Origin of the sequence: Bacteroides sp. AF25-38AC (genome assembly GCF_003602995.1) — a bacterium.
GTDB lineage: Bacteria > Bacteroidota > Bacteroidia > Bacteroidales > Bacteroidaceae > Bacteroides > Bacteroides uniformis.
Genome location: NZ_QTMD01000014.1, coordinates 20,612 through 43,605, shown reverse-complemented (window position 1 = coordinate 43,605; position 22,994 = coordinate 20,612). Strand labels below are relative to the sequence as shown.

Genomic DNA, 22,994 nt, shown 5'->3' with positions numbered 1-22,994 from the left:
TGATATTTTCATAAGATTACTCATTGAATGAAACACAGATTTATAATCATAGGAATGGATGACAACCGTTCCCCCTTCTTTCCACCGGAAGCACTGGCACAGATACGGAAGGGGAAGGTCTTCTCCGGTGGCATACGGCATAAGGAGATTGTCGGTCCTCTGCTGCCTGCCGGGGCCGAATGGATTTCCATCACCGTACCGCTGGACTGTGTCTTTTCCCATTATGAAGAAATATTTACCCGCTTCGAAGAGACGGCTACGGACAACTCCATCATTGTATTCGCGTCCGGCGACCCGTTGTTCTTCGGTTTTGCCAATACCATAAAGCGTAAGCTTCCCGAGGCAGACATTCTGCTCTATCCCGCTTTCAATTCCTTGCAGACATTGGCACACCGCCTCGTCATGCCGTATGACGACATGCGCACCGTCTCCCTGACAGGACGCCCCTGGCAGGAGTTCGACCGTGCCCTCATAGAGCGTGCCCCCCAAATAGGCATCCTCACCGACCGCGAACATACCCCGGTCACCATTGCCGCCCGCATGCTGAAATACGGGTACTCCCATTACACGCTATACATCGGCGAACATCTCGGCAATCCCGAAAAGGAACGCATACGCCGGATGACACCCCGGGAAGCGGTTGCCGGCGACTTCGAACATCCCAACTGCCTGCTGCTGGACAGCCATCCCGGACAATGCCGCACAAACTCCCTGCACGGCAGCGTACAAGCCCCGGACTTTCCAGTCCGTCCCTTCGGCATCCCCGATGAAGAGTTTGCACATCTTGACGGACGCGCCCGCATGATAACCAAGGCTCCCATCCGCCTGCTCACCCTGCAGGCATTGGAACTGAACCGCCGCCGCGTTTTCTGGGACATCGGTTTCTGTACCGGTTCCGTCTCCATCGAAGCCCGCCTGCAATTTCCCCATCTCGCCGTCATCTCCTTCGAGATACGCCCCGAAGGAAAAGAGCTGATGGACACCAACTCCCGCCGCTTCGGCGCACCGGGCATTACGGCGGTAACCGGAGATTTCCTGCACACCGACCTCACTCCCTTTGCCCGCCCCGATGCCGTCTTCATCGGTGGACACGGCGGACATCTGGAGGAAATGATAGAGAAAGTGAAACAAGTGCTGCACCCCGAAGGCTGCATCGTCTTCAACTCCGTATCGGCAGAAAGCAAGGAGGCGTTCTGCCGAGGAATCGAGCGGAACGGAATGGTGCTCCACCCTTCCACCCATATCGCCTTGAACGAATATAACCCCATTGAAATTATGAAAGCCACGCTTTCTTAAACATACCCATTATGAAAACAGCTATTATTCTAATCTCCGAAGCCGGTTTGAGCATAGCCCAATCACTACTCAACGAACTTCCCGACTCCGAAATCTTCACCCTCAGGCACGAAGAGGGATGCACACATATAGAATCCGCCGGCAAATTCACAGCGGAAAACTTCAACCGCTATGATGCCTTTGTCTTCATTGGCGCCATGGGAATCTGTGTCCGCACCATCGCTCCTTGCGTGAAGAACAAATATACCGACCCTGCCGTGGTTTGCGTGGACAGTACCGGTAAATTTGCCATCTCCGTACTTTCCGGACACATCGGAGGAGCCAACGAACTGACCCACCAGGTAGCGAATATCCTCGGGGCCGAACCGGTAGTCACCACGCAAAGCGACTGCACCGGTCTATGGGGACTCGATACCCTGCCCCAACGTTTCGGGTGGTTTCCGGTCATCAACGCCGAGCCCTCCACCCTCCTGTTGGCAGAACTTGCCAAGACGCCCGAAGAGAAAAAAAGAGTATGCATGAACGAGCATATCAGCCTCTTCGTTTCCGGCAAGCCCACCGCCCTGCTGCTCACGGTGCGCAATGAAGGCACGGACTGGATGGAGGCGCACCTGCCGCCTCATGTAGAAGTATTCTACCGGGTGCAGGACATTAAACCTTCACGCTTCAAACTGATTCTGTGCGTATCTCCCCAAGTCCCCAACTTCCCGGAAATGCCTATGATATGCTACGTGCCCTGTGTCGTACACCTCGGCATCGGCCTTGCCCGGCTGGCAGGTCCCGTGCGGAAAGTGGAGAAAGAGATTATGAACACACTGAAGGAATACGGCATCATGCCCCAAAGCATCGCCTCCATCTCCACGATTAAAGCCAAAAGTGACGAACCGGTAGTGAAAGCGCTCCAAAAGAAGTTCCCGGTCTACTTCTATACAGCCGAGGAACTGACAGAGATAGAGGTGCCCCATCCCAGCAAAACCGTCATGAAGCACATGGGTACCCCCAGCGTCAGCGAAGCCGCCGCCTTACTGAGTGCAAACAACTCCCGGCTGCTGGTGCCCAAGAAGAAAGGAGAGAACTATACCGTGGCCGCCGCCCTTGACATAAGAACTGTGCGCCAGGGCCACATCGAAATAGTGGGTGCCGGCCCGGGCGACCCGGACCTGGTTTCCGTACGCGGACGCCAAATGCTGGAACGCGCCGACCTCATTCTGTATGCCGGCAGTCTCGTTCCCAGGGAGCTGACTCTCTGTGCCAAGGCCGGGGCTACCGTACTCAGCTCCGCTTCCATGGATTTGGAAGAACAATTTGAAGTGATGAAGAAGTTCTATGACAAGGGAAAATTCATCGTACGCCTGCATACGGGTGACCCATGTATCTATGGTGCCATTCAGGAACAGATGAACTACTTTGACCGGCACGATATGAGCTACCACATCACCCCCGGCATATCCTCCTTCCAGGCGGCGGCAGCTGCCTTGAAGTCGCAGTTCACCATTCCGGAAAAAGTGCAAAGCATCATCCTAACACGCGGCGAAGGACGTACGCCCATGCCCGAACGCGAAAAGCTACATCTCATGGCACGCTCACAAAGTACCATGTGCATCTTCCTCAGTGCAAGCATTGCAGAGCAGGTGCAGGAAGAACTGTTGCAGGAATATCCGGAAACTACCCCCGTAGCTGTCTGCTACCACTTGACATGGAAAGACGAACAAATATTCAGGGGGGAACTCAAAGACCTTGCCAGAATAGTGAAGGAAAATAACCTCACCTTGACAACCATGATTGTCGTAGGCGAAGCCATCGGCAACCGTGAAGGTCTGTCACGGCTCTATGCACACGAGTTCAAGCATCTGTACCGGAAATAAATCAACGATTAATCACCCATAAACATTCAAACATGATATTAATATTTGGCGGAACCACCGAAGGACGCATAGCCATCCAAACCCTTGAAGAAGCCGGAAAAACTTTCTACTATTCTACCAAAGGGGATGAGCAGGACGTACTTCTGCATAATGGCATCCGCCTGCAAGGCGCGATGGATGCAATAGAAATAGAAACATTCTGTGCACAGCATCACATAAAGCTGCTGATAGACGCCGCGCACCCCTTTGCCACACAGCTGCATGAGACTCTGGAACAAGTCTCCGTGGAATCGAATATCCCCGTCATCCGTTTCGAGCGTATCTTCCCGAAACGCGATGAAGAACACATCACCTGGTGCAGGGATTATGACGATGCCATCGAGAAGATACAGAAAGAAAAGATTTTCATCTTACTTGCACTGACCGGCGTACAGACCATAGGTAAGCTGAAGCCTTTGTGGCAGAATGCCTGCTGTTACTTCCGCATCCTCGACCGTGACAGCTCGCGCAAGCTCGCCCGGGAACAAGGTTTCTCCGAGAAGAACCTCTACTACTACACGCCCGGAGAAGACGAGCAAGTCCTGATGAAACAGCTTCATCCCGAAGCCATCCTCCTCAAAGAAAGCGGGATATCGGGCGGATTCTGCGAAAAGGTGGAAGCTGCCCGGCAACTGGGTATACGCATCTTTGCCATCTGCCGCCCCAAGACATCCGACAAGTTTATCTGTGTAAACGGCGAGCATGGCCTGCGCCGCATAATCGAGAAACATTTACCCGACTTCTTCCCCCTGCGCAGCGGACTGACCACCGGAACATGTGCCGCCGCTGCCGCCGTAGCCGCCACCTGGGATGTATTCAATATCTACTTCAAAAAGCGTCCTACGGAATTTCCGGTAGTTCTTCCCAACGGAGAAACCATCCAGGTTCCCGTAGAGCCTCAGCACCATATTCCCCACTCCGACCTTCTGGAAAACGGTGACGGCATGTTCGAGACAAGCGCTACCGTCATCAAGGATGCCGGCGACGACCCGGACATCACCAACGGAATGAAAGTTGTGGCCAATATAGCCATACCTTTCCGCATAGACGACCCGCTGCCGGAAGACACTCCCCAGGACGACTACAACATCATCGTCTGCGGCGGCGAAGGCGTAGGTGTCGTCACCATGCCCGGTCTGGGACTTGAGCTCGGTAGCTCTGCCATCAACGACACCCCACGCGAAATGATAAAGAAGAACGTCAAGCTATGGCTTGAACGCCTCCATATTGCCAAACAGCCCAATCCTATTCTCATTACCATCTCCATCCCCGGTGGAGAAGAAATAGCCAAACGCACCTTCAATCCCCGCCTCGGTATCGAAGGAGGCATTTCCATTATCGGGACCTCCGGCATCGTGAAGCCATTCTCCTCGGAAGCCTTCATCAATTCCATCCGGAAGTCCATGGAAGTGGCAAAGGCAACCCGGAACCCTCGTATCGTCATCAGCTCCGGCGCAAAGAGCGAACGTTTCATCAAGGCGTATTATCCCGACCTCCCCGCCCAGGCTTTCGTGCATTACGGCAACTTTATCGGCGAAACCTTGAAAATAGCAGCCGAAGAGCAAGTACCGCACGTCACCCTCGGCGTGATGATGGGAAAGGCCGTGAAACTGGCCGAAGGCAATCTGGATACCCACAGCAAGAAAGTGACCATGAATAAGGAATTCATTCAAGACCTGGCACGCCAGACGGGATGCAGCGAAGAAACACTTGCCGCCATCGGACAGATGAACCTGGCGCGCGAACTCTGGGACATCATTCCCGAAGAGCTGCTGGAAAAGTTTGGCAAGGCACTGATTGAGCTCTGTCACCGGCACTGTGCCCCCTTACTGCCCAATGGCGAACTAACAATATTACTCATAACCGAAAACGGAAAAATTTACTCATGAAGAAGAAGATAATCATTACCGTCTGTATGGCAATGACCGTACTGACCGGTCTGGCACAAAGCCCGCTGTCCTTTCATGCAAAAGCAGGAATCGGTACCTCCCATTTTCATGGAAAACACTCCAGTAGTGACACCCAAATAGCTTACAAAGCTGGTGTCGGTACAGAATATGTCCTCAACAAGACCTGGGTGCTGCAATCCGCATTGGAGTTTGTGTCCATCGGCGGTAAAGACGAGATAAGCCACATCGGCAAGGCCAAAATGCATGAACTGTATCTGCAAATCCCCCTCATGATAGCGGCCCGCCTCCATCTGGGCAGGGATTATCATGCCTCGCTGAGCGTCGGCCCTTATGCGGCCATAGGCGTGGCAGGCAAGACCTCCGGCGAGACCTACGATTATAGCAGCAGCAGTATGCAGGGAGGATACCAGTTCAAGATAGACACTTTCGGCAGTATGGTAGACGGGAAAATGGGTAACAACCGTTTCGATGCAGGTATTGCCCTGGGACTTACTTTTGAATACAGAAGATTCATCATCGGTGCAGAGACACAAGTGGGACTGGTAAAAGTCAATGAGCAGATAAACCAGATGATAGGTCATTCGGAAGAAGGAGGATATTTTCCCAAGAACTTCGCCGCATTCTTTACGCTGGGGTACCGGTTCTGGTAAGGGAACATTTTGCCATACAGAGTTGTTTAGTATACAAACAGATACTCAACAATATAAACTGAATAATATGGCAAAAAGAATTCCTATCCTGCTGGCAGCAATGACAGCCCTCACCTTCGCCCCTCAAACAGCAGAGGCATGTACCGGTATCACCCTGACGGCCAAAGACAATGCGCACGTCGTAGCTCGCACCATCGAATGGGGAGGCAGTGAGCTGAACAGCCAGTACGTCATCGTACCGCGCGGTTATTCGCAACAATCACTGACACCCGGAGGCAGTCTGTCCGGCATGGAGTTCACCTCACGCTATGGCTACGTAGGCCTGGCAGTGGAGCAAAAGGAGTTCGTGGCCGAAGGTCTGAATGAAGCCGGGCTCTCCGCCGGGCTGTTCTACTTTCCCGGATATGGCAAATATGAGGAGTACGACCCCACACGAAAAGCGTCGAGCATAGCCGATTTACAATTGGTATCATGGCTGTTGGGAAGCTTTTCTACTGTGGACGAGGTAAAGGAGGCTATTGAAAATGTGACGGTCATAGCCATTGACCCACGCGCCTCCACCGTACATTGGCGGATTGCAGACAAGACCGGCCGCCAACTGGTATTGGAGTTCATCGACGGACAGCCCCGTTTCTATGAAAACAAACTGGGAGTATTGACAAACTCCCCCGGCTTTGACTGGCAGATGACCAACTTAAACAATTATGTGAACCTCTACCCGGGCAGTGCCGAAAGCAAATCGCTGGGCAATGTGACTATAGCCCCTTTCGGTTCGGGAAGCGGCTTTTTGGGAATTCCGGGAGATGTGACTCCCCCTTCCCGCTTTATCCGTGCCGCTTTCTACCAGACTTCTACACCACCACAGAATACCGCACAGGAAACCGTTCTCCAATGTTTTCAGATACTGAATAACTTTGATATACCCGTAGGCATCGAGTTTCCCCTCGGCCAGGTTCCTGCCAATATTCCAAGTGCCACCCAATGGACATCGGCCACAGATATGACAAACGGTATCATCTACTATCGCACCATGTACAACAGTACAATCAGAAGCATTGATTTGAGACAGATAGACTTCGGGCGCATCGAGTACCATGCAGCTCCCCTCGATAAAGTGAAGCGGCAACCGATAGCTCCCGTGAAAATTGAATAGGGACGCAGAAACTTCAAGATTGCCGCTGTTGCAGTTGTTCCGCCTCCTTCCTCTTCATCTCCGCCAGCACCCCGCAGGTCAATGGAATGGCGAGGAAGAAGGTCAGCATGTCCGACGCCGCCTGGCACATCTCCACCCCTTTCAGTCCTAAGAAATAAGGAAGAATGAAGATGAGGGGGATGAAGAACAGCCCTTGACGGGCAGAGGAAAGTATCGTAGCGCGTACGGGCTTGCGGATAGTCTGCAGCATCATGTTGCTGACCACAATCCATGCACCCAACGGATAGGTGATGAACTGCCAGCGCAATGCTGCCGCACCGGTAGCTACAACAGCAGGGTCTCCCTTGCGGAAGATGGAGACAATCTCCTCGGCATATCCCATACCTGCCACCGCACAAACCAGCAAAAAGAAAAAGCCTACCTTCACACAGAACCAGAATCCTTGGCGCACTCTGGCATACAGCCCGGCACCATAATTGAATCCGCATACCGGTTGGAAGCCTTGCCCGAAACCAATTAGGAAAGCATTGATAAACATAGAGATACGCGTCACAATGGACATCCCTGCAATAGCTGCGTCACCATATGCACCGGCCGCCACGTTCAGCAAAATGGTTGCCACGCTTGCCAGTCCCTGCCGGGTGAGTGACGGAGTTCCACCCCCAATAATTTCCTTGATGAAAGCCAGTGTAGGCGTAAAGTTTCTGTAACGTATACGTATATTTCCTCCTCTGCGCCCCATATATAGCAAAAGGATGAAACTACATATCTGGCTGACTACTGTGGCAAGTGCGGCACCGGATATGCCCATATCGCATACAAAAATCAGGATAGGGTCGAGCACCACGTTGATGACCGCCCCACTCACAATCCCCACCATGGCATACGCCGCATTACCTTGAAAACGTATTTGGTTATTCAGCACCAATGAGGCGGTCATAAAAGGAGTACCCAGCAGAATGATTCCCAAATAGCGCTCCGTATACGGAAGAATAGTAGGCGTCGACCCCAAAGCAAGGGAAAGCGGTGTAAGGAACAGCAATCCCAGCACAGCCAGAGCCGCTCCGATAAACAAGGCAAAAAAGAAGCCGGTGGATGCCATCTTCTCGGCACTCTCCGTTTCCTGCGCCCCCAACTTACGGGAGATGTAGTTCCCCGAACCATGACCGAAGAAGAATCCCACAGCCTGGATAATGGACATCACAGAAAACACGATACCTACGGCAGCCGTAGACTGGGTATTTATTTTACCCACAAAATAGGTATCTGCCATGTTGTAGAAGGACGTCACCAGCATGCTGATGATGGTCGGCACAGCCAATGACGTAATCAGCCGGGGGACCGGAGTCGTCGTTAAGTGGACATAATTATCCTTTGCGGAATGGTGCATCATAGGGAATGGAATGACAAGACTATTTGCAGCAATTTCTCAATGGAGTACACTGTTACCGGCTCCTTGCCCGGTCGATGGAATACGAAGCTGCCGTCTCCCTTCAAATCTCCGGTTTCGATATAAATCTCCGATTCAACATTCCGGTTTGCCAGAATCCCGTTTCTCTGGAGTGCCTTGCGCACCATGGCATACTTCTGCCCGTGGCCCGCCAAGCGTATCTGGGAGGTATATTCATTGGCTACCCTGAACAGTCCCGTTTCCAAATCAAAGGCAATACCCTTACGGGCAAAGAAGTTGCTCAGGCTGCCGTTCAACGAAAGGTCCTCGGGCGTACCGATAGTTACGCCGTTCACCTTGTCCATCAGCCATATTTTGTCCGCTATCTGCAGGGCCAGTTCCAGGTCGTGAGTAGAAAGGAAAATCGTCTTGTCCGTTTGCCGGCTGAGCTGGTGAAGCAGTTGCATCATCTCTACTTTACTGGGAAAATCAAGGAAAGCTGTCGGTTCATCCAGATAGATGACGGGAGTTTCCTGGGCGAGCGCCTTGGCTATCATCACCTTCTGCCGTTCACCGTCACTCAGCGTATGCACCATGCGGTGTGCCAGATGGGGAATGCCTACCAGGGCGATGGATTTGTCCACCACAATCTTGTCCTCTTTCGAAAGGGTTCCCCAGAAACCGGTGTAGGGGCTACGCCCCAGACCTATCAGTTCTACGACGGACATATTGCGTATATCGCACTTCTCCGTCAGCACCACGCTGATGACGCGCGAAAGCTGCTTGTCGGTATAGTCCCCTATCTCTTTTCCTTCAATAAATATGTTTCCTCCAAGTTTCGGCTGGAAGGCGGACAGCGTACGGAGCAACGTGGACTTCCCCACTCCATTGGCTCCCAACAGGCAAGTCAGCTCACCACTGTTAATTCCGGCGCAAATGCCGTCTGCCACCACTTTCACATCCCCCTTACCGGGGTAACCGATGGAAAGATTCTCTATATGTATGGTTTCCTTATTCATTCAATTCTCCTTTCCGTTTTCTAAAAAGTACAGAAGCCACTACCGGCGCACCTACCAGTGCCGTCACCGAGTTGACCGGCAAAGCTCCCTCGAAGCCGGGCATACGGGCTATCAGATTGCAGACCAATGCCAGGGAAGCGCCTACCAGCAATGTGGCAGGCATCAGTACCCGATGGTCCGAAGAGTGGAAGATGGCACGGCACAGATGGGGAACCGCCAATCCGATAAACATAATCGGACCGCAATAGGCCGTTACAATAGCCACCAGCACGCCGGAGCATGAGATAACCAGCAGGCGTGCCCGCTTGATGTTCAGTCCCAGATTGCGTGCATAGCCATCGCCCAGCAGCAACAGATTCATCGTCTTTATCAGCAGGAAGGACAACGGAAGCAGCACAGCCATGATGCAGACAAACAGCACCATCTGGTCGCCCGAAACACGGGCAAAGCTACCCAATCCCCAAATGACATATGCACGTATATCTTCCTCCACACTGAAATATTTCAATACGCCGATGACGGCACTTGCCACATAGCCTATCATCACACCGATTATCAGCAGCGTCACGTTGCCCTTCACCTTCTGGGAGACATAGACAATGAGCGCCATCACAGCCAGCGCACCGATAATGGCGGCAACCGACAAGGCAACCTCGCCCATATACCCCAAACGGCTCAATGCCACACCGCCCATCGCCCCGGACAGTAATACCACACAAGCCACACCCAGGCTGGCACCTGAACTGATGCCCAATACCGAAGGCCCTGCCAGCGGATTGCGGAACACCGTCTGCATCTGCAGACCGCTGACTGACAGCCCTGCTCCCGCCACCAATGCCGTCAACGCTTGGGGCACGCGGGACTTCCAGATAATATTCTGCCAAATAACGGATTCATCCGTATTTCCCCACAATATGTTCCACACGGAGCGCAGAGGAATGTGAACCGACCCCAAAAGCAGGTTCAGCAGGAAAAAAAGAAAGATAGATGCCAGTGTCAGCAACATCAACGGAAGTACGGGTCTTTTTATCATTTCAGCAGTTCGTAGTAAGTCGGTTTATAGTCAGGCAACAAATCGGGATGGAAAGCATGTATCAAGTCTTCCAATACAATTTCGGGCTGCATGGGCATACTTTCGTAGAAGGGTTTCTCACGCATGTTGCAGTATACCACTCCCTTCTCACGAAACGCACGGAAGTCGGCATAACGCGGGTCGAGGGACTTCAAGGCATCATACGTGAATGTCCCGTCATAGCTGTTGACAATGCGCCAATAGTCGGCACTCTCCGCCTGGCTATATACGGTTTCAAAATCCAGCGTGACACCTCCCGAACGGGGATCGTCTTTCAAGAAATAATCCGCACCGGCATCACGGAACAGTTCGGCAAGAAAGCTCTTTCCTCCCACTGCATACCAGTTGCCACCCCGTATCTCGCCGCTGAATACCATCGGACGCTTCTTCACGTTGGCAGCCAGCTCCTTCAATTCGTTATAGCGCTTCTCTATCGCAGCAAACTTTTCATTCGCCTCCACTTCCTGGCCTATAAACATGCCGATGAATTTTATCCATTCAGCCTGCCCCAACGGGGTCATCTCCTTATATCCCAAATGGGGAACCAGTGGAATACCGATTTCCCGCATGGCATCATATCCGCCCCGCTTGAAAGGAGAGATAAAGATAACATCCGGATTCATGCTCATTATCACTTCATTATCAAAGTTCCCTTCGATACCAATCTTCACGGTCTCGCCGGACTTCAAACGTTCGTTCATCTCCTTGTTGAAGAGATGGCGCGTACTGGTGATGCCCACCACATAATCGCAGGCATCCAGACGGATGAAGTTGGAAAGTTGCAGGGATGTCATACACATAACGTGCTCTACCGGCGTTTCAATCACCGTATAGTCGCTCGGTATACCGACAGGCTTTATGCCTTTCGGTACCAGCGCATAGTGGAAAGTGCTGCTGCTTTCTTTTTGAGGGTCGTGTATATCCACCAGACGGACATGGTGCGGAAGATATTTCACCGTATAGCCTTTGGCATAGCACGGTACAATGGTAGCTGCCGTGTCTGTCGTAACCGGAGAATAGCCCGTTTCGGAAGAAGATTCGGTAGTAGTCTGTCTTGATTTTAAGCCGCAAGAGGTTACGCATAAAATGCACAGCAGTGCAATGCCTATGGCAGATATCCGGGTCATGACTATTGGGGTTTATAGAATTCGGGCACAATATTCGTCATTTTTGGGGAAATACGCAAATGCTCTTCCCGCAAATTGGTGGATATTGTGCCTAAATAATCTTTAAAAGCCCATCAAGTCATTCAGCGCTTCGCTCATGCTGGGATGTGTAAAGACAAAATCACGGAGGAAGGTATATTCCTGCCCGGTCTTCATGGCCATTGCCACCAGGTTGATGACCTCGCTCGATTCCGGACCAAACAGCGTACATCCCACTATCTTGTCCGTATCGGCGTCCACCACCACCTTGAACAATCCGTTCGTATCGCCCAAAGTCCTGGCACGCGGAACAGCGGCTACCGGCAGTTTGTTGACCTTTATATTCAATCCTTTCTTGCGTGCTTCCGCTTCGCTCAGCCCGATGCGTGAAAGCGGCGGGTCGATGAATACCGAATAGCTCACCGGGTCACGGTCGGACACCTTGCGTTCTCCTGCCCCGAAAAGGTCTTCGCGCAGAATGCGGTAATCATCCAAAGAAATGTAGGTAAACTGCAAACCGCCCTTTACATCACCGATAGCATGTATCTTGGGGTTGGTAGTCTGCAAATAGTCGTCCACCACAATAGCACCGCGCTCATTCACCTCTACACCTGCCGCCGCCAGATTCAAGCCAGCCGTATTCGGACGCCGGCCGGTAGCCAGCAGGATGGCATCTGCGTGTAACTGATGTTCCTCTCCCGTGACCGCATCCCGGTAAATGACGTCAGAGTCTTTCACGGACTGCACGCGTGCATTCAGCCTGAAAACGATTCCTTTCTGTTCCAATACCTCCCGGACACTGTCCGCAATGTCCCGGTCCTCCCGGGATATCAGTTCGGAAGAGCCCTCGAGCACCGTGACTTGCGAACCGAATGAAGCATACATGGAAGCAAATTCTAGTCCGATGTATCCCCCACCTACAATGACGAGCTGTGCCGGCAGCTCAGTCAGTTCCATAATGGAGGTGCTGGTATATACCCGTGGGTTACCTTGTATCCCCTCTATCGGTGGAATGACGGTTTCGGCACCCGTATTGATGAATATCCGGGGAGCTTGCAATTGTAATGTCCCTTCCACCATCCCAACTTCCACCACATCCGGACCTGCAAAGGAGCCGATACCCGTATAGACCGTTATATGAGGATTGTCGGCCAGATTGTGATAGTTCTTCTGACGTAGGAAAGAGACGACCTCTTCCTTCCTTGCAATGGACTGACGATAGTATGCCTTCTTGACCTCCCAAGAAGCGTCTTTGTCCGCATGCTTTGCCGCATGCACCAATGTTTTTGTGGGAATGCAACCGATATTGATACATGTCCCTCCGTACATCTTTTCCGAACGCTCCACTACGGCAACGTCCAGCTTCCGTTTTGCCAACTCGGCAGCCAATGTCTTTCCGCCTTTGCCGAATCCGATGATAATGACATCATACTGTTTCATACGTCTATTTCCTTAATTGGTTCAATACTCTTTTTGCACTGTCAGACAGTACGACAATGGCACCGGCAAGAATGGCCGTATCCTTGATGACCAAGCGCCCTGCCCCCGTCAGCAACGGAAAGCCGTGCTCCCCGCTTCCCAAGTCGGGCACCCACACCTCAGGGGTTGTCACCAGGAAAGAGAGGGTACCTATTGTCATGACAATGGCCAGTGCAGCTCCCGCCAGTCCGATTTTCGGAGAGAATATCCCCAGAAATGTCAGAATGCCGATGGTCATAATCAGAATGCCCAGACCGTGAGAGAAACCATACGTATTGTTCTCCACGTGCCACTGATGTTTCGCCTCATTGAACTCGCCCTCTTTCAGCTTATACTCCTTGTACTCCGGGGCACTCTTTGTATAAAAGAAGCTCATGAACGGGCTGTTCGCCACAAAAGGGACAATCCCTTCAGCCTCATAATTCCAGAATTTCAACCCACCAATCCATACGAAAATAACCAGGATGGCTACACGAATCAAATTAACACCCAACTTTTGAGTGGAAGCGGCCAGCGTCAACGCAGCCATAAACAAGTTTTGCAATTTCGTTTTCATCTTTGTTCTACTTTTTAAATGGTTTCAGTAATATGACTTGATTTTTGTTTTTGCAAAGTTCCTTGTTTTCCACCACGTACGAAATGGCAATTATTCCGCAACAGTTGGCAATTCTTCCCGTTTCACTCTTTTCCGGTAGTCCGAGACACTCTCGCCGGTCATTTTCTTGAAAAAACGGCTGAACGCGGACAAGTCTTCGAAGCCCAGAATGGAGCTGATTTCCTTAGCGCTTTTGTGGGTATACAGCAGCAATCTCATGGCTTCTGCCTCAATGCGGTCATGAATCACCCGTAAAGGGGAAGGCAACCCGCAGGTCGAGAACAGATTGGAAAGTGTCTTGGGAGAACGGCAAAGAATATCGGCATAATCCTGCACTTGCTTCTTCTCCTTGAAATGCCGGTCCACTAATACGTAATACTGCCGGATGATGTCAAACGTCTTTTCCTTCTCCTGCCCCACCCCAAAACGCTGGCGCGCAATGCGTGTGCAGGTAATGATGAAACGTTTCAAGACAATCCGCAGCATCTCCTCCTGCAGGTTGTCATGGATGACCGATTCCTGCCGGAAAATGCGGACTATGTCATGCAAGTTGGAAGACTGCCCGGCAGAAAGTGCCAGTTTCATCACCTTGGAAGAGCCATAAAAAAGGAATCCATTGCAAGAGACCTCGTTGTCATGTCCATAGATGCAATAAAAATTGCTGTTGAATACAAACGTCAGGTATTCACCGTCCACCTCTTTTACCTCCAGGTGATGCAACGGGGTCAAGGTCACGATTTCATCCTTTTCCAGGCGCATGGGGATATGGTCTATTTCCAGAGTCAGCGTACCGCTCTGTACCCAAATGAATTTGTACAGAGTCTTGTCACGTTGCAGCGACGCACGCTCATGGTAGCTGGAAGTCATGGCTATGTTGCCATTCAAACGGGTGTTCAGTTGATAATCCATAAAAAACAGATTGTTTTAGTAAATAACAAAGATAGCGAATATCTTGTTTGCTACAGATTATTTCCCCACTTTTGTAGCCGTTTTGCTGTTCTTTAATTTTTAACCTTTAATGTCTTCATGCAAATGTTCCCCGTCATATTTGTATCTCTCGGTCCCGGCGAACCGGAACTGATTACCGTAAAAGGCTTGAAAGCCCTGCAGACAGCCGACTGTATATTCTGTCCCGAGACACTGGCCAAAGATGGAAACAGAGTTTCACGCGCAGCCGACATCCTATTGCAACTCGACATTCCGGAAAACACGGTGCACCGCTTTCCACTCCCCATGAGCAAACAGCGCGAAAAAGCCCTGAGCGCCTACGACGAGGTCTATATGGAGAGCTCCACCCTCCGGCAACAAGGAAAGAAGGTCTGTATCGTTGCCGAAGGAGATGCCGGATTCTACTCTTCCATACATTATGTATATGACAAACTGCAGGCAGACGGCATCCCCGTGAAGCACATCCCCGGTATCCCCGCCTTCATTGCCGCCGGCGCACTGGGCGGGCTCCATGTGGCCAGCCAGGAAGAGCGGCTGACGGTGATACCCGGCATTACTACGACAGAAGAGATAGAGAAACTGACAAGCGAAAACAGTGCGGTTGTCATCATGAAGTTGTCCAGATGCACCGATGAGATTCACCGCTGCATCCGCCTGCATCCCGAATGCCGGTATCACTATTTTGAGAATGTAGGCACTCCGGAAGAGAAGTATATCAATGACAGCAAGCGGATAGCGACCATCCGCTTCCCCTATTTTTCCCTGCTTATCATTCGTACAGAGACCTTTTGAGCCCGATTTAATACAATTTCGCACGCCATAGGCATTATTTTAATGAAAATGGGTTACCTTTGCGCCGTTGAAATATAAAAAAGATAAGAACATGAAGAAAGTCGCTTTTTATATGATGCTGCTGGTTATGAGCATCGGTTATGCCTATGCACAAGGAAAGGCAGACATCAAATTCGAACAGACCACCCACAACTTCGGCACATTCTCCGAAAACAGTCCTGTGGTCAGCTACACCTTTAAGTTTACGAACGTAGGCGATGCTCCGCTTGTCATCCATCAGGCTGTAGCTTCCTGCGGATGTACCGTTCCCGAATATTCACAAGAACCGATAGCACCGGGAAAGACAGGAACAGTGAAAGTAACTTATAATGGAACCGGAAGATACCCCGGACACTTCAAGAAATCCATTACCCTGCGCACCAATGCCAAAACGGAAATAATGCGATTGTTTATCGAAGGGGACATGACCGCTAAAGATACCAAATAAGCATTTTACCATACAGAATTAAGGAGATTTTTTTAAATCTCCTTTTTTTTTGCTTTCTTTGAAGTCTATTAAAGAAAAACATAAAACTACAAAACCTATGAAACAAGAAGAAGAACCTATTACCGGACTACCGGAAAATGCGTTCCGTGAATTGAAACCGGGAGAAGTGTACAACCCTCTGATGAGCCCGGATAAGAAGTATTCAGAAGTAAATGCCTGGTCGGTGACATGGGGTATTCTGATGGCCATCCTCTTTTCGGCCGCAGCCGCCTATCTGGGGCTGAAGGTGGGGCAAGTATTCGAAGCCGCCATCCCCATCGCCATCATTGCCGTCGGCGTATCGGGTGCCGCCAAACGCAAAAACGCATTGGGCGAAAACGTCATTATCCAGTCTATCGGTGCCAGCTCGGGCGTCATCGTGGCAGGTGCCATCTTCACCCTTCCGGCACTCTATATTCTCCAAGAAACCTATCCGAAAGAAATCACCGTCACCTTTGCACAAGTCTTTATCAGTTCCCTGCTGGGAGGTGTGCTGGGTATTCTTTTCCTTATCCCCTTCCGCAAATATTTCGTGAGCGACATGCACGGCAAGTATCCCTTCCCCGAGGCGACAGCCACCACACAAGTGCTCGTCTCCGGTGAAAAGGGCGGCAGCCAGGCAAAACCATTACTCATGGCTGGTATTATCGGAGGTCTATACGACTTCATTGTGGCAACCTTCGGCTGGTGGAACGAGAATTTCACTACCCGCGTATGCGGCTTCGGCGAAATGCTGGCCGAGAAAGCCAAGCTGGTATTCAAGGTTAATACGGGTGCTGCCGTGCTCGGTCTGGGTTATATTGTGGGACTGAAATACGCGTCCATCATCTGTGCCGGCTCACTGGCCGTATGGTGGATTATCATCCCCGGTATGTCCATGATTTGGGGAGATTCCGTACTGAACCAATGGAACCCCGAAATCACGGCAACCATAGGCGCTATGGCTCCGGAAGAAATCTTCAAATACTATGCCAAGAGCATCGGTATCGGTGGCATTGCCATGGCAGGTATCATCGGCATTATCAAGTCTTGGGGCATCATCAAGAGTGCCGTAGGACTGGCTGCCAAGGAAATGGGAGGTAAGTCCAACGTGGAAGCCAGTGTGAAACGCACACAGCGGGACATCTCCATGAAGATTATCGCCATCGGTTCCATCATCACGCTGCTGCTGGTTGTTCTCTTCTTCTACTTCGATGTGATGCAGGGCAACTTGACACATACCATTGTAGCTATCCTGCTTGTTGCAGGTATCGCTTTCCTGTTCACCACCGTGGCAGCCAATGCCATTGCGATTGTGGGCACAAACCCCGTATCCGGAATGACGCTGATGACATTAATCCTGGCATCCGTAGTCATGGTAGCCGTAGGGCTGAAAGGTCCCGAAGGGATGGTTGCGGCACTGGTGATGGGCGGTGTTGTATGTACGGCACTGTCCATGGCGGGAGGCTTCATCACAGACTTGAAAATCGGTTACTGGCTGGGTAGCACGCCTGCCAAGCAGGAGACCTGGAAGTTCCTCGGAACCATCGTTTCTGCCGCTACCGTAGGTGGTGTAATGATTATCCTAAACAAGACATACGGTTTCACCAGCGGACAGCTGGCCGCTCCGCAAGCCAATGCCATGGCGGCCGTTATCGAACCTCTGATGAACGGTGTGGGTGCTCCTTGGCTGCTCTACGGCATCGGTGCAGTGCTGGCCGTCATCCTCAATTTCTGCAAGATTCCCGCACTGGCATTTGCATTGGGTATGTTCATCCCATTGGAACTGAATGTTCCGTTGGTAGTGGGCGGTGCCATCAACTGGTACGTGACCAGCCGCAGCAAGGATGCCGCTCTCAATGCCGAACGCGGGGAGAAAGGTACCCTGCTTGCCTCCGGTTTCATTGCCGGCGGTGCATTGATGGGCGTGGCAAGTGCTGCCATGCGTTTCGGAGGAATCAACCTCGTAAACGATGCATGGTTGCAGAACACCTGGTCCGAAGTGCTGGCGCTGGGTGCTTATGCCATTCTGATATTCTACCTCATCAAAGCTTCCATGAAAACCAAATAACTTTTAAATACCAAGAACATGAAAAAGATTCTACTTTTATCTTTTCTATTTGCAGCGACCATGTTATCTGCACAAAAGCCCGTTGAGCTGCCCCTATGGCCCAACGGTGCCCCCAATAACAACGAACTGACCAATTCCGGACAGAACCATAACAACGAATGGGTGTCCGATGTCACCACCCCTACCCTTACGGTGTACCCTGCCTCCCACCCCAACGGCATGGCCATCATCATGTGTCCGGGAGGCGGCTACGGGGGGCTGGCCATGAAGCACGAGGGACACGACATGGCTCCCTGGTTCAACACACAAGGCATCACCTATGCAGTACTGAAATACCGTATGCCCAACGGGCACCATGAAGTGCCCCTTTCCGATGCCGAACAAGCCATCCGCATGGTACGCGAACATGCCGCCGAATGGGGTGTCAATCCTCAGCGTGTAGGCATCATGGGCGCTTCTGCCGGCGGCCATCTGGCAGCTTCGCTTGCCACACTATACAGCAGTGACAAGACCCGTCCCGACTTCCAGATCTTGTTCTATCCGGTGATTTCCATGCAGAAAGGCGTTACCCATGGAGGTTCCCGTAAGAACCTTATCGGAGAAAATCCATCTCAGGAACTGGAACAAAAATACTCCCTCGAAAGGCAAGTGTCCCCACGCACTCCGCAAGCTTTCATCATGCTTTCTTCGGACGATGACGCAGTGCCGCCCATCAACGGCATCGGTTACTTCCTTGCCCTGCGCGACCATAAAGTACCTGCCAGCCTGCATGCCTACCCCACCGGCGGACATGGCTGGGGATTCCGGGACAACTTCACCTACAAGCGTCAATGGACGGAAGAACTGGAGAAGTGGTTGCGTGAAGGGCTCGTATTCCCGGTCTCTGAACCTACCACAAAGAAATAAAAGCAATTATGAATAAAAAGTATTTTTTACTCACTTGCCTCGCAGCGTTTCCCTTTGCCCTGACTGCTCAGGAGAACAATCGCTACGAAGAGATTACCAACCCCAAGCTGACAAGCATCAACCGGGAGCCTGCCCGCAGCACGTTCACCTCCTACGTCACGGAGGCTGATGCCGTCATCAATGACCGCAAGAACGGAACATTCCGCTTGTCCCTTAACGGGAAATGGAAATTCCATTATGTGGAAACCTTCGCCGACCGCCCCACGGACTTCATGATGGACCGTGTGGACGCCAGCCGCTGGCCGGACATCAATGTACCCGGAAACTGGGAGTTGCAGGGATTCGGTACGCCCATCTATGTGAACCAGCCTTATGAATTCTGTTCTTCGGGCTATCCTCCTTATTGGGACAAGCCCAATCCTCCATACGTTCCCCAAGAATGGAATCCCACCGGCACCTACCGCCGCGAGTTCACTCTTCCGGGAGACTGGGACGATAAGGAAATTTTCCTGAGTGCCGACGGCGTACGCGGGGCAGCCTTCTACTACCTCAACGGCAAGTTTGTAGGCATGAGTAAAGATGCAAAGACTCCGGCGCGTTTCAACGTCAGCGCCATTGCCAAGAAAGGGAAGAATGTCATTGCCATTCAGATACACCGCTTTTCCGATGCCAACTATCTGGAATGCCAGGACTTCTGGCGCATCAGTGGTATCGAACGGGACATTTACTTATATGCCCAGCCTCAAATCCATCTCACGGACTTCAAGGTGGAGTCTCCTTTGGATGAGAACTACCGGAACGGTATCCTCAAGGTAAAGGTGCAGTTTACCAATGAAAGCGGACAAAATTCCCCATTTGTCGTTGGTTACCGCCTGCTGGACAAGAACGACCAGCAGATAGCCCAGTCCTCTACTCAGGTCAGCGGTGACCAAACGGAAGTGGAATTCACCAAGAAGACCATCCAGGAACCCCTGCAATGGACAGCCGAAACGCCCAACCTCTATACCCTCGTCGTCAGCTTGAAGCGCCCGAACGGAGATGTGATTGAAGCGACAAGCTGCAAAGTAGGTTTCCGTACAGTGGAAATCAAGGACAAGCAACTGTTGGTAAACGGACAACCTATCCTCGTGAAAGGCGTGAACTATCACGAACACAACGAGAATACCGGTCACTATGTCTCCGAAGAACTGATGAAGAAAGATTTCGAGCTTTGGAAGAGATACAATGTCAATACCGTCCGCACCTGTCACTATCCCCAGCAGGAACGTTTCTACGAACTCTGTGACGAATATGGTATCTACGTCATCGACGAAGCCAATATCGAAAGCCACGGCATGGGTTACGACCTGCGTGTAGGCGGCACGCTGGGAAACAATCCGCTCTTCATGAATGCCCACCTCGACCGTACCATGAATATGTACGAACGGGACAAGAACCATCCGTCAGTCATCATCTGGTCGCTGGGCAACGAAGCCGGAAACGGATTGAATTTCTACGTTACCTACAACACCTTGAAGACGCTCGACAGTCGTCCCATCCAGTATGAACGCGCACTGTTGGAATGGAATACGGACATCTACTGCCCGATGTACGCTCCCCCTTCCTATCTGGAGAAGTATGCCCGGAACAAGGAGATGACGCGTCCCCTCATTCTTTGCGAGTATGCCCATGCCATGGGCAACAGCCTCGGCAACTTCCAGGAGTATTGGGACATCATCGAAAAATATCCCATCCTCCAGGGTGGCTGTGTCTGGGATTGGGTAGACCAGGGCTTTGCCGCCAAGACAGACGACGGGCGCAAATACTGGGCCTATGGCGGCGACTATGGCGAGAACGGTACCCCCTCCGATGGCAATTTCTGCATCAACGGCGTGGTATATCCCGACCGCAGTGTCAAACCGCAGACGGAAGAGATGGGGAAGGTCTACCAGAACATCAAGTTCCTCGACTTCGACAAGCAGACTTCCACCGTGAAAATCCGCAATGATTTCTCCTTCACCAATCTCGACAAGTACGACTTCTACTACATCATCCGCGACCACGGAAAGGAAGTCTACCGTGGCAAGATTGAAAATATCCATGCTGCACCGGGCAAGACGGTAACCACCGGCTTTCTGAACGGCATCCCCAAAGAGAAACAGACAACGGGAGATGTACGCATCGAGTTCTATGCAGCCATCAAGACGGCAGAACCTTTCCTCCCGGCCGGCACGGTCATTGCACACGAACAGACCTACGTCCATACCTTCTACAAGAAAGAGGCTACGGCACAGAAGCCCGCCACTTCTAAGGAAGAAGGAAATTTGGTGGTGTTCTCCGGTCCCGACTTCAAAGCCACCTTCGACAAGCAAAGCGGCCTACTCACCTCCTATTTGTACAAGAAGCACGAGTACATACTGAACGGTCAAGGTCCCCGCCCATTCTTCTGGCGTGCACCGACGGACAATGATTATGGAGCCAACCTCCCCGTCCGCCTCAAAGCCTGGAAAGAGGCAAGCTACCAGGAACCGAAAGCCGAAAGTTTCCAAGTGACTCCGGGCAGCAATGCCACGACAATAAAGGTGACCTACCGTTTTCCACAGACAGACGCCCGTTGGGACATCACCTATAAGATATATGCCAGCGGAGTCATCAAGGTAGACAACCGGTTCGTGGCCGAAGGAGACCAAGCTCCGATGATACCGCGTGTGGGCCTGCGGATGCAGTTGCCGGAAAGCTTTACAGACTTGACCTACTACGGTCGCGGTCCGAAAGAGAATTACCGAGACCGCCGTACCTCCCAGTTCATCGGAGAGTATGCCATCCCGGTCAAGAACATGTACGAGCCGTATGTCCGCCCACAAGAGAACAACCATCGCACAGATATCTATTGGTGTGCCTTTACCGATAAGACGCAACGGGGCCTGCTGCTCATCGCCGACCGCACCTTTGAGCTGAACGCCTCCAACTATCCCCTGGAAAGCATGGATAGCGGCGATACGATTGACAACGGTGCCCCGCGTACCGAAAAGACCAATCACCGCCACCTCACCGACCCTCTGCCGGAAAAGATGGTCGATTTGTTCATTGACTACCGCATGATGGGTGTCGGTGGAGACGACAGTTGGGGCGCAACCGCCCATGAACCCTATCTGATCCGTCCGGGCAAGGAGAATGCCATCGAATACGGTTTTACCCTTGTTCCGTTCGATAAAAAGGAAGATTATAAATATTTAATCCGGCAATATTGAATTTAATCCCTCCGGATTAAGCTTTTATAAAAAGGATGTAGTAAATTTGCTGCATCCTTTTTACGTTTAAGAACAATAATAATCAAAAGAGAGAAAAATGAAAACAATGACTAAATTTATGTTCAGCGCCCTCTGCGCCGCAGCCATGGTAACTTCCGTTTCTGCCCAGGGAGGGAAAGATATGTTGAGCAATGGAATAAAGTATCTGGATGTGCCATACGTAGCCCATACGCTGGAGGCAGATGGTCCCGAAGAACTCGTCATCAACTGCGATGAAGTAGACTGTACCACGCTGGTGGAATATGTACTGGCAGAGACGCTTACCCCCAAATTGGCCGACGGAGACATCTCGGAAAGCGCTTTCGCCGATAACCTGCAAAAAATCCGTTACCGTGACGGTAAAATCGACGGGTACACTTCCCGCCTGCATTATATTGCCGACTGGATAAACAATGGCGTACGCAACGGCTTCCTTCAGGATGTAACGGGCGCCATGAGTCCCGACACCGAACGGTTGTCCATCTCCTACATGTCTTCCCACCCCCAACTCTACAAGCAGCTGGCCAATTCTCCGGAGAACGTAGCCAAAATGAAGAAGATTGAACAATCCTTGTCCGGCAAGGAAGTTCACTATCTTCCCAAAGCCAAACTTCCCGCCGATGGTCTCCCGTGGATTAAAGACGGCGATATCATAGCCATCACCACCAACACTCCGGGGCTGGATGTAGCCCACATGGGAATCGCTTTCTATGCGGATAGCAAACTCCTGCTGGTACACGCTTCCTCTACCGACAAGAAAGTGGTCGTCTCCAAAGTCCCCTTGTCCCAAATGCTGAAAGACAATAATAAGTGGACGGGAATACGGGTACTGAGGATGAAGAAATAAAATGAAATACTATATATGGAAAAGGCGATGAAGATTTGATTCT

General features: G+C 51.5%; 18 protein-coding genes. 11 read left to right on the top strand and 7 right to left on the bottom strand.

Annotated elements, in window-relative coordinates; all coding sequences use genetic code 11:
• The first annotated feature begins 27 nt into the window (after positions 1-27).
• The 5 genes from cbiE to DWY55_RS11110 all read left to right on the top strand — a co-directional run bounded on the left by cbiE (position 28) and on the right by DWY55_RS11110 (position 6,913).
• Complete coding sequence (gene cbiE, locus DWY55_RS11130; RefSeq protein WP_117878143.1) at positions 28-1,296, top strand: precorrin-6y C5,15-methyltransferase (decarboxylating) subunit CbiE; 1,269 nt, start codon at positions 28-30, stop codon at positions 1,294-1,296.
• 11 nt (positions 1,297-1,307) lie between these two features.
• Positions 1,308-3,161 (top strand): precorrin-4 C(11)-methyltransferase, encoded by a 1,854-nt coding sequence (gene cobM, locus DWY55_RS11125; RefSeq protein ID WP_117878145.1) that lies wholly within the window; start codon positions 1,308-1,310, stop codon positions 3,159-3,161.
• A 32-nt stretch (positions 3,162-3,193) separates the two neighbouring features.
• Positions 3,194-5,089: a cobalt-precorrin-5B (C(1))-methyltransferase CbiD gene (gene cbiD / locus DWY55_RS11120; RefSeq protein WP_005836661.1), complete on the top strand. Its 1,896-nt coding sequence runs from the start codon at positions 3,194-3,196 to the stop codon at positions 5,087-5,089.
• On the top strand, positions 5,086-5,760 hold the full coding sequence (locus DWY55_RS11115; protein WP_005836660.1) for an outer membrane beta-barrel protein: 675 nt from the start codon (positions 5,086-5,088) through the stop codon (positions 5,758-5,760). The genes cbiD and DWY55_RS11115 overlap by 4 nt, the downstream gene beginning before the upstream one ends.
• A 67-nt stretch (positions 5,761-5,827) precedes the next feature.
• Positions 5,828-6,913 (top strand): linear amide C-N hydrolase, encoded by a 1,086-nt coding sequence (locus DWY55_RS11110; protein WP_005829400.1) that lies wholly within the window; start codon positions 5,828-5,830, stop codon positions 6,911-6,913.
• A gap of 13 nt (positions 6,914-6,926) precedes the next feature.
• On the opposite strand, the gene DWY55_RS11105 is transcribed toward DWY55_RS11110, so the two are convergent.
• From DWY55_RS11105 to DWY55_RS11075, 7 genes are all read right to left on the bottom strand, one after another.
• On the bottom strand, positions 6,927-8,306 hold the full coding sequence (locus DWY55_RS11105; protein ID WP_005829402.1) for an MATE family efflux transporter: 1,380 nt from the start codon (positions 8,304-8,306) through the stop codon (positions 6,927-6,929).
• Complete coding sequence (locus DWY55_RS11100) at positions 8,303-9,322, bottom strand: ABC transporter ATP-binding protein (protein WP_009038555.1); 1,020 nt, start codon at positions 9,320-9,322, stop codon at positions 8,303-8,305. The genes DWY55_RS11105 and DWY55_RS11100 overlap by 4 nt, the downstream gene beginning before the upstream one ends.
• Positions 9,315-10,352 (bottom strand): iron ABC transporter permease, encoded by a 1,038-nt coding sequence (locus tag DWY55_RS11095; RefSeq protein WP_034529853.1) that lies wholly within the window; start codon positions 10,350-10,352, stop codon positions 9,315-9,317. Before DWY55_RS11095 ends, DWY55_RS11100 begins: the two co-directional genes overlap by 8 nt.
• Entirely contained in the window at positions 10,352-11,521 is a 1,170-nt protein-coding gene (locus DWY55_RS11090) for an ABC transporter substrate-binding protein (RefSeq protein ID WP_009038557.1), read from the bottom strand. The genes DWY55_RS11095 and DWY55_RS11090 overlap by 1 nt, the downstream gene beginning before the upstream one ends.
• A 102-nt stretch (positions 11,522-11,623) precedes the next feature.
• Positions 11,624-12,979 (bottom strand): FAD-dependent oxidoreductase, encoded by a 1,356-nt coding sequence (locus tag DWY55_RS11085; protein ID WP_005829411.1) that lies wholly within the window; start codon positions 12,977-12,979, stop codon positions 11,624-11,626.
• A gap of 4 nt (positions 12,980-12,983) precedes the next feature.
• Positions 12,984-13,574, bottom strand: coding sequence for a DUF417 family protein (locus tag DWY55_RS11080; protein ID WP_005829413.1), 591 nt, complete (start codon positions 13,572-13,574; stop codon positions 12,984-12,986).
• A 90-nt stretch (positions 13,575-13,664) separates the two neighbouring features.
• Positions 13,665-14,522 carry an AraC family transcriptional regulator gene (locus tag DWY55_RS11075; RefSeq protein WP_005836651.1) on the bottom strand — a complete coding sequence of 286 codons (858 nt, stop codon included), beginning with the start codon at positions 14,520-14,522 and terminating at the stop codon, positions 13,665-13,667.
• Between the two features lie 123 nt (positions 14,523-14,645).
• Between DWY55_RS11075 and DWY55_RS11070 the strand changes: the two genes are divergently transcribed.
• The 6 genes from DWY55_RS11070 to DWY55_RS11045 all read left to right on the top strand — a co-directional run bounded on the left by DWY55_RS11070 (position 14,646) and on the right by DWY55_RS11045 (position 22,951).
• Positions 14,646-15,353, top strand: a complete 708-nt coding sequence (locus tag DWY55_RS11070) for a precorrin-2 C(20)-methyltransferase (protein WP_181986302.1) — start codon at positions 14,646-14,648, stop codon at positions 15,351-15,353.
• Between the two features lie 91 nt (positions 15,354-15,444).
• Positions 15,445-15,840, top strand: a complete 396-nt coding sequence (locus DWY55_RS11065) for a DUF1573 domain-containing protein (protein ID WP_117878216.1) — start codon at positions 15,445-15,447, stop codon at positions 15,838-15,840.
• A gap of 97 nt (positions 15,841-15,937) precedes the next feature.
• Entirely contained in the window at positions 15,938-17,929 is a 1,992-nt protein-coding gene (locus DWY55_RS11060) for an OPT family oligopeptide transporter (RefSeq protein WP_005829422.1), read from the top strand.
• Positions 17,930-17,947: 18 nt separating this feature from the next.
• A complete protein-coding gene (locus DWY55_RS11055) occupies positions 17,948-18,835 on the top strand; it encodes an alpha/beta hydrolase (protein WP_005836645.1) in 888 nt (295 codons plus the stop codon).
• Positions 18,836-18,843: 8 nt separating this feature from the next.
• The gene (locus tag DWY55_RS11050; protein WP_120178088.1) at positions 18,844-22,065 is read left to right on the top strand and encodes a glycoside hydrolase family 2 TIM barrel-domain containing protein; all 3,222 of its coding nucleotides are present in this window, start codon (positions 18,844-18,846) and stop codon (positions 22,063-22,065) included.
• Between the two features lie 97 nt (positions 22,066-22,162).
• Entirely contained in the window at positions 22,163-22,951 is a 789-nt protein-coding gene (locus DWY55_RS11045) for an N-acetylmuramoyl-L-alanine amidase-like domain-containing protein (protein ID WP_034523162.1), read from the top strand.
• Positions 22,952-22,994: the final 43 nt, after the last annotated feature.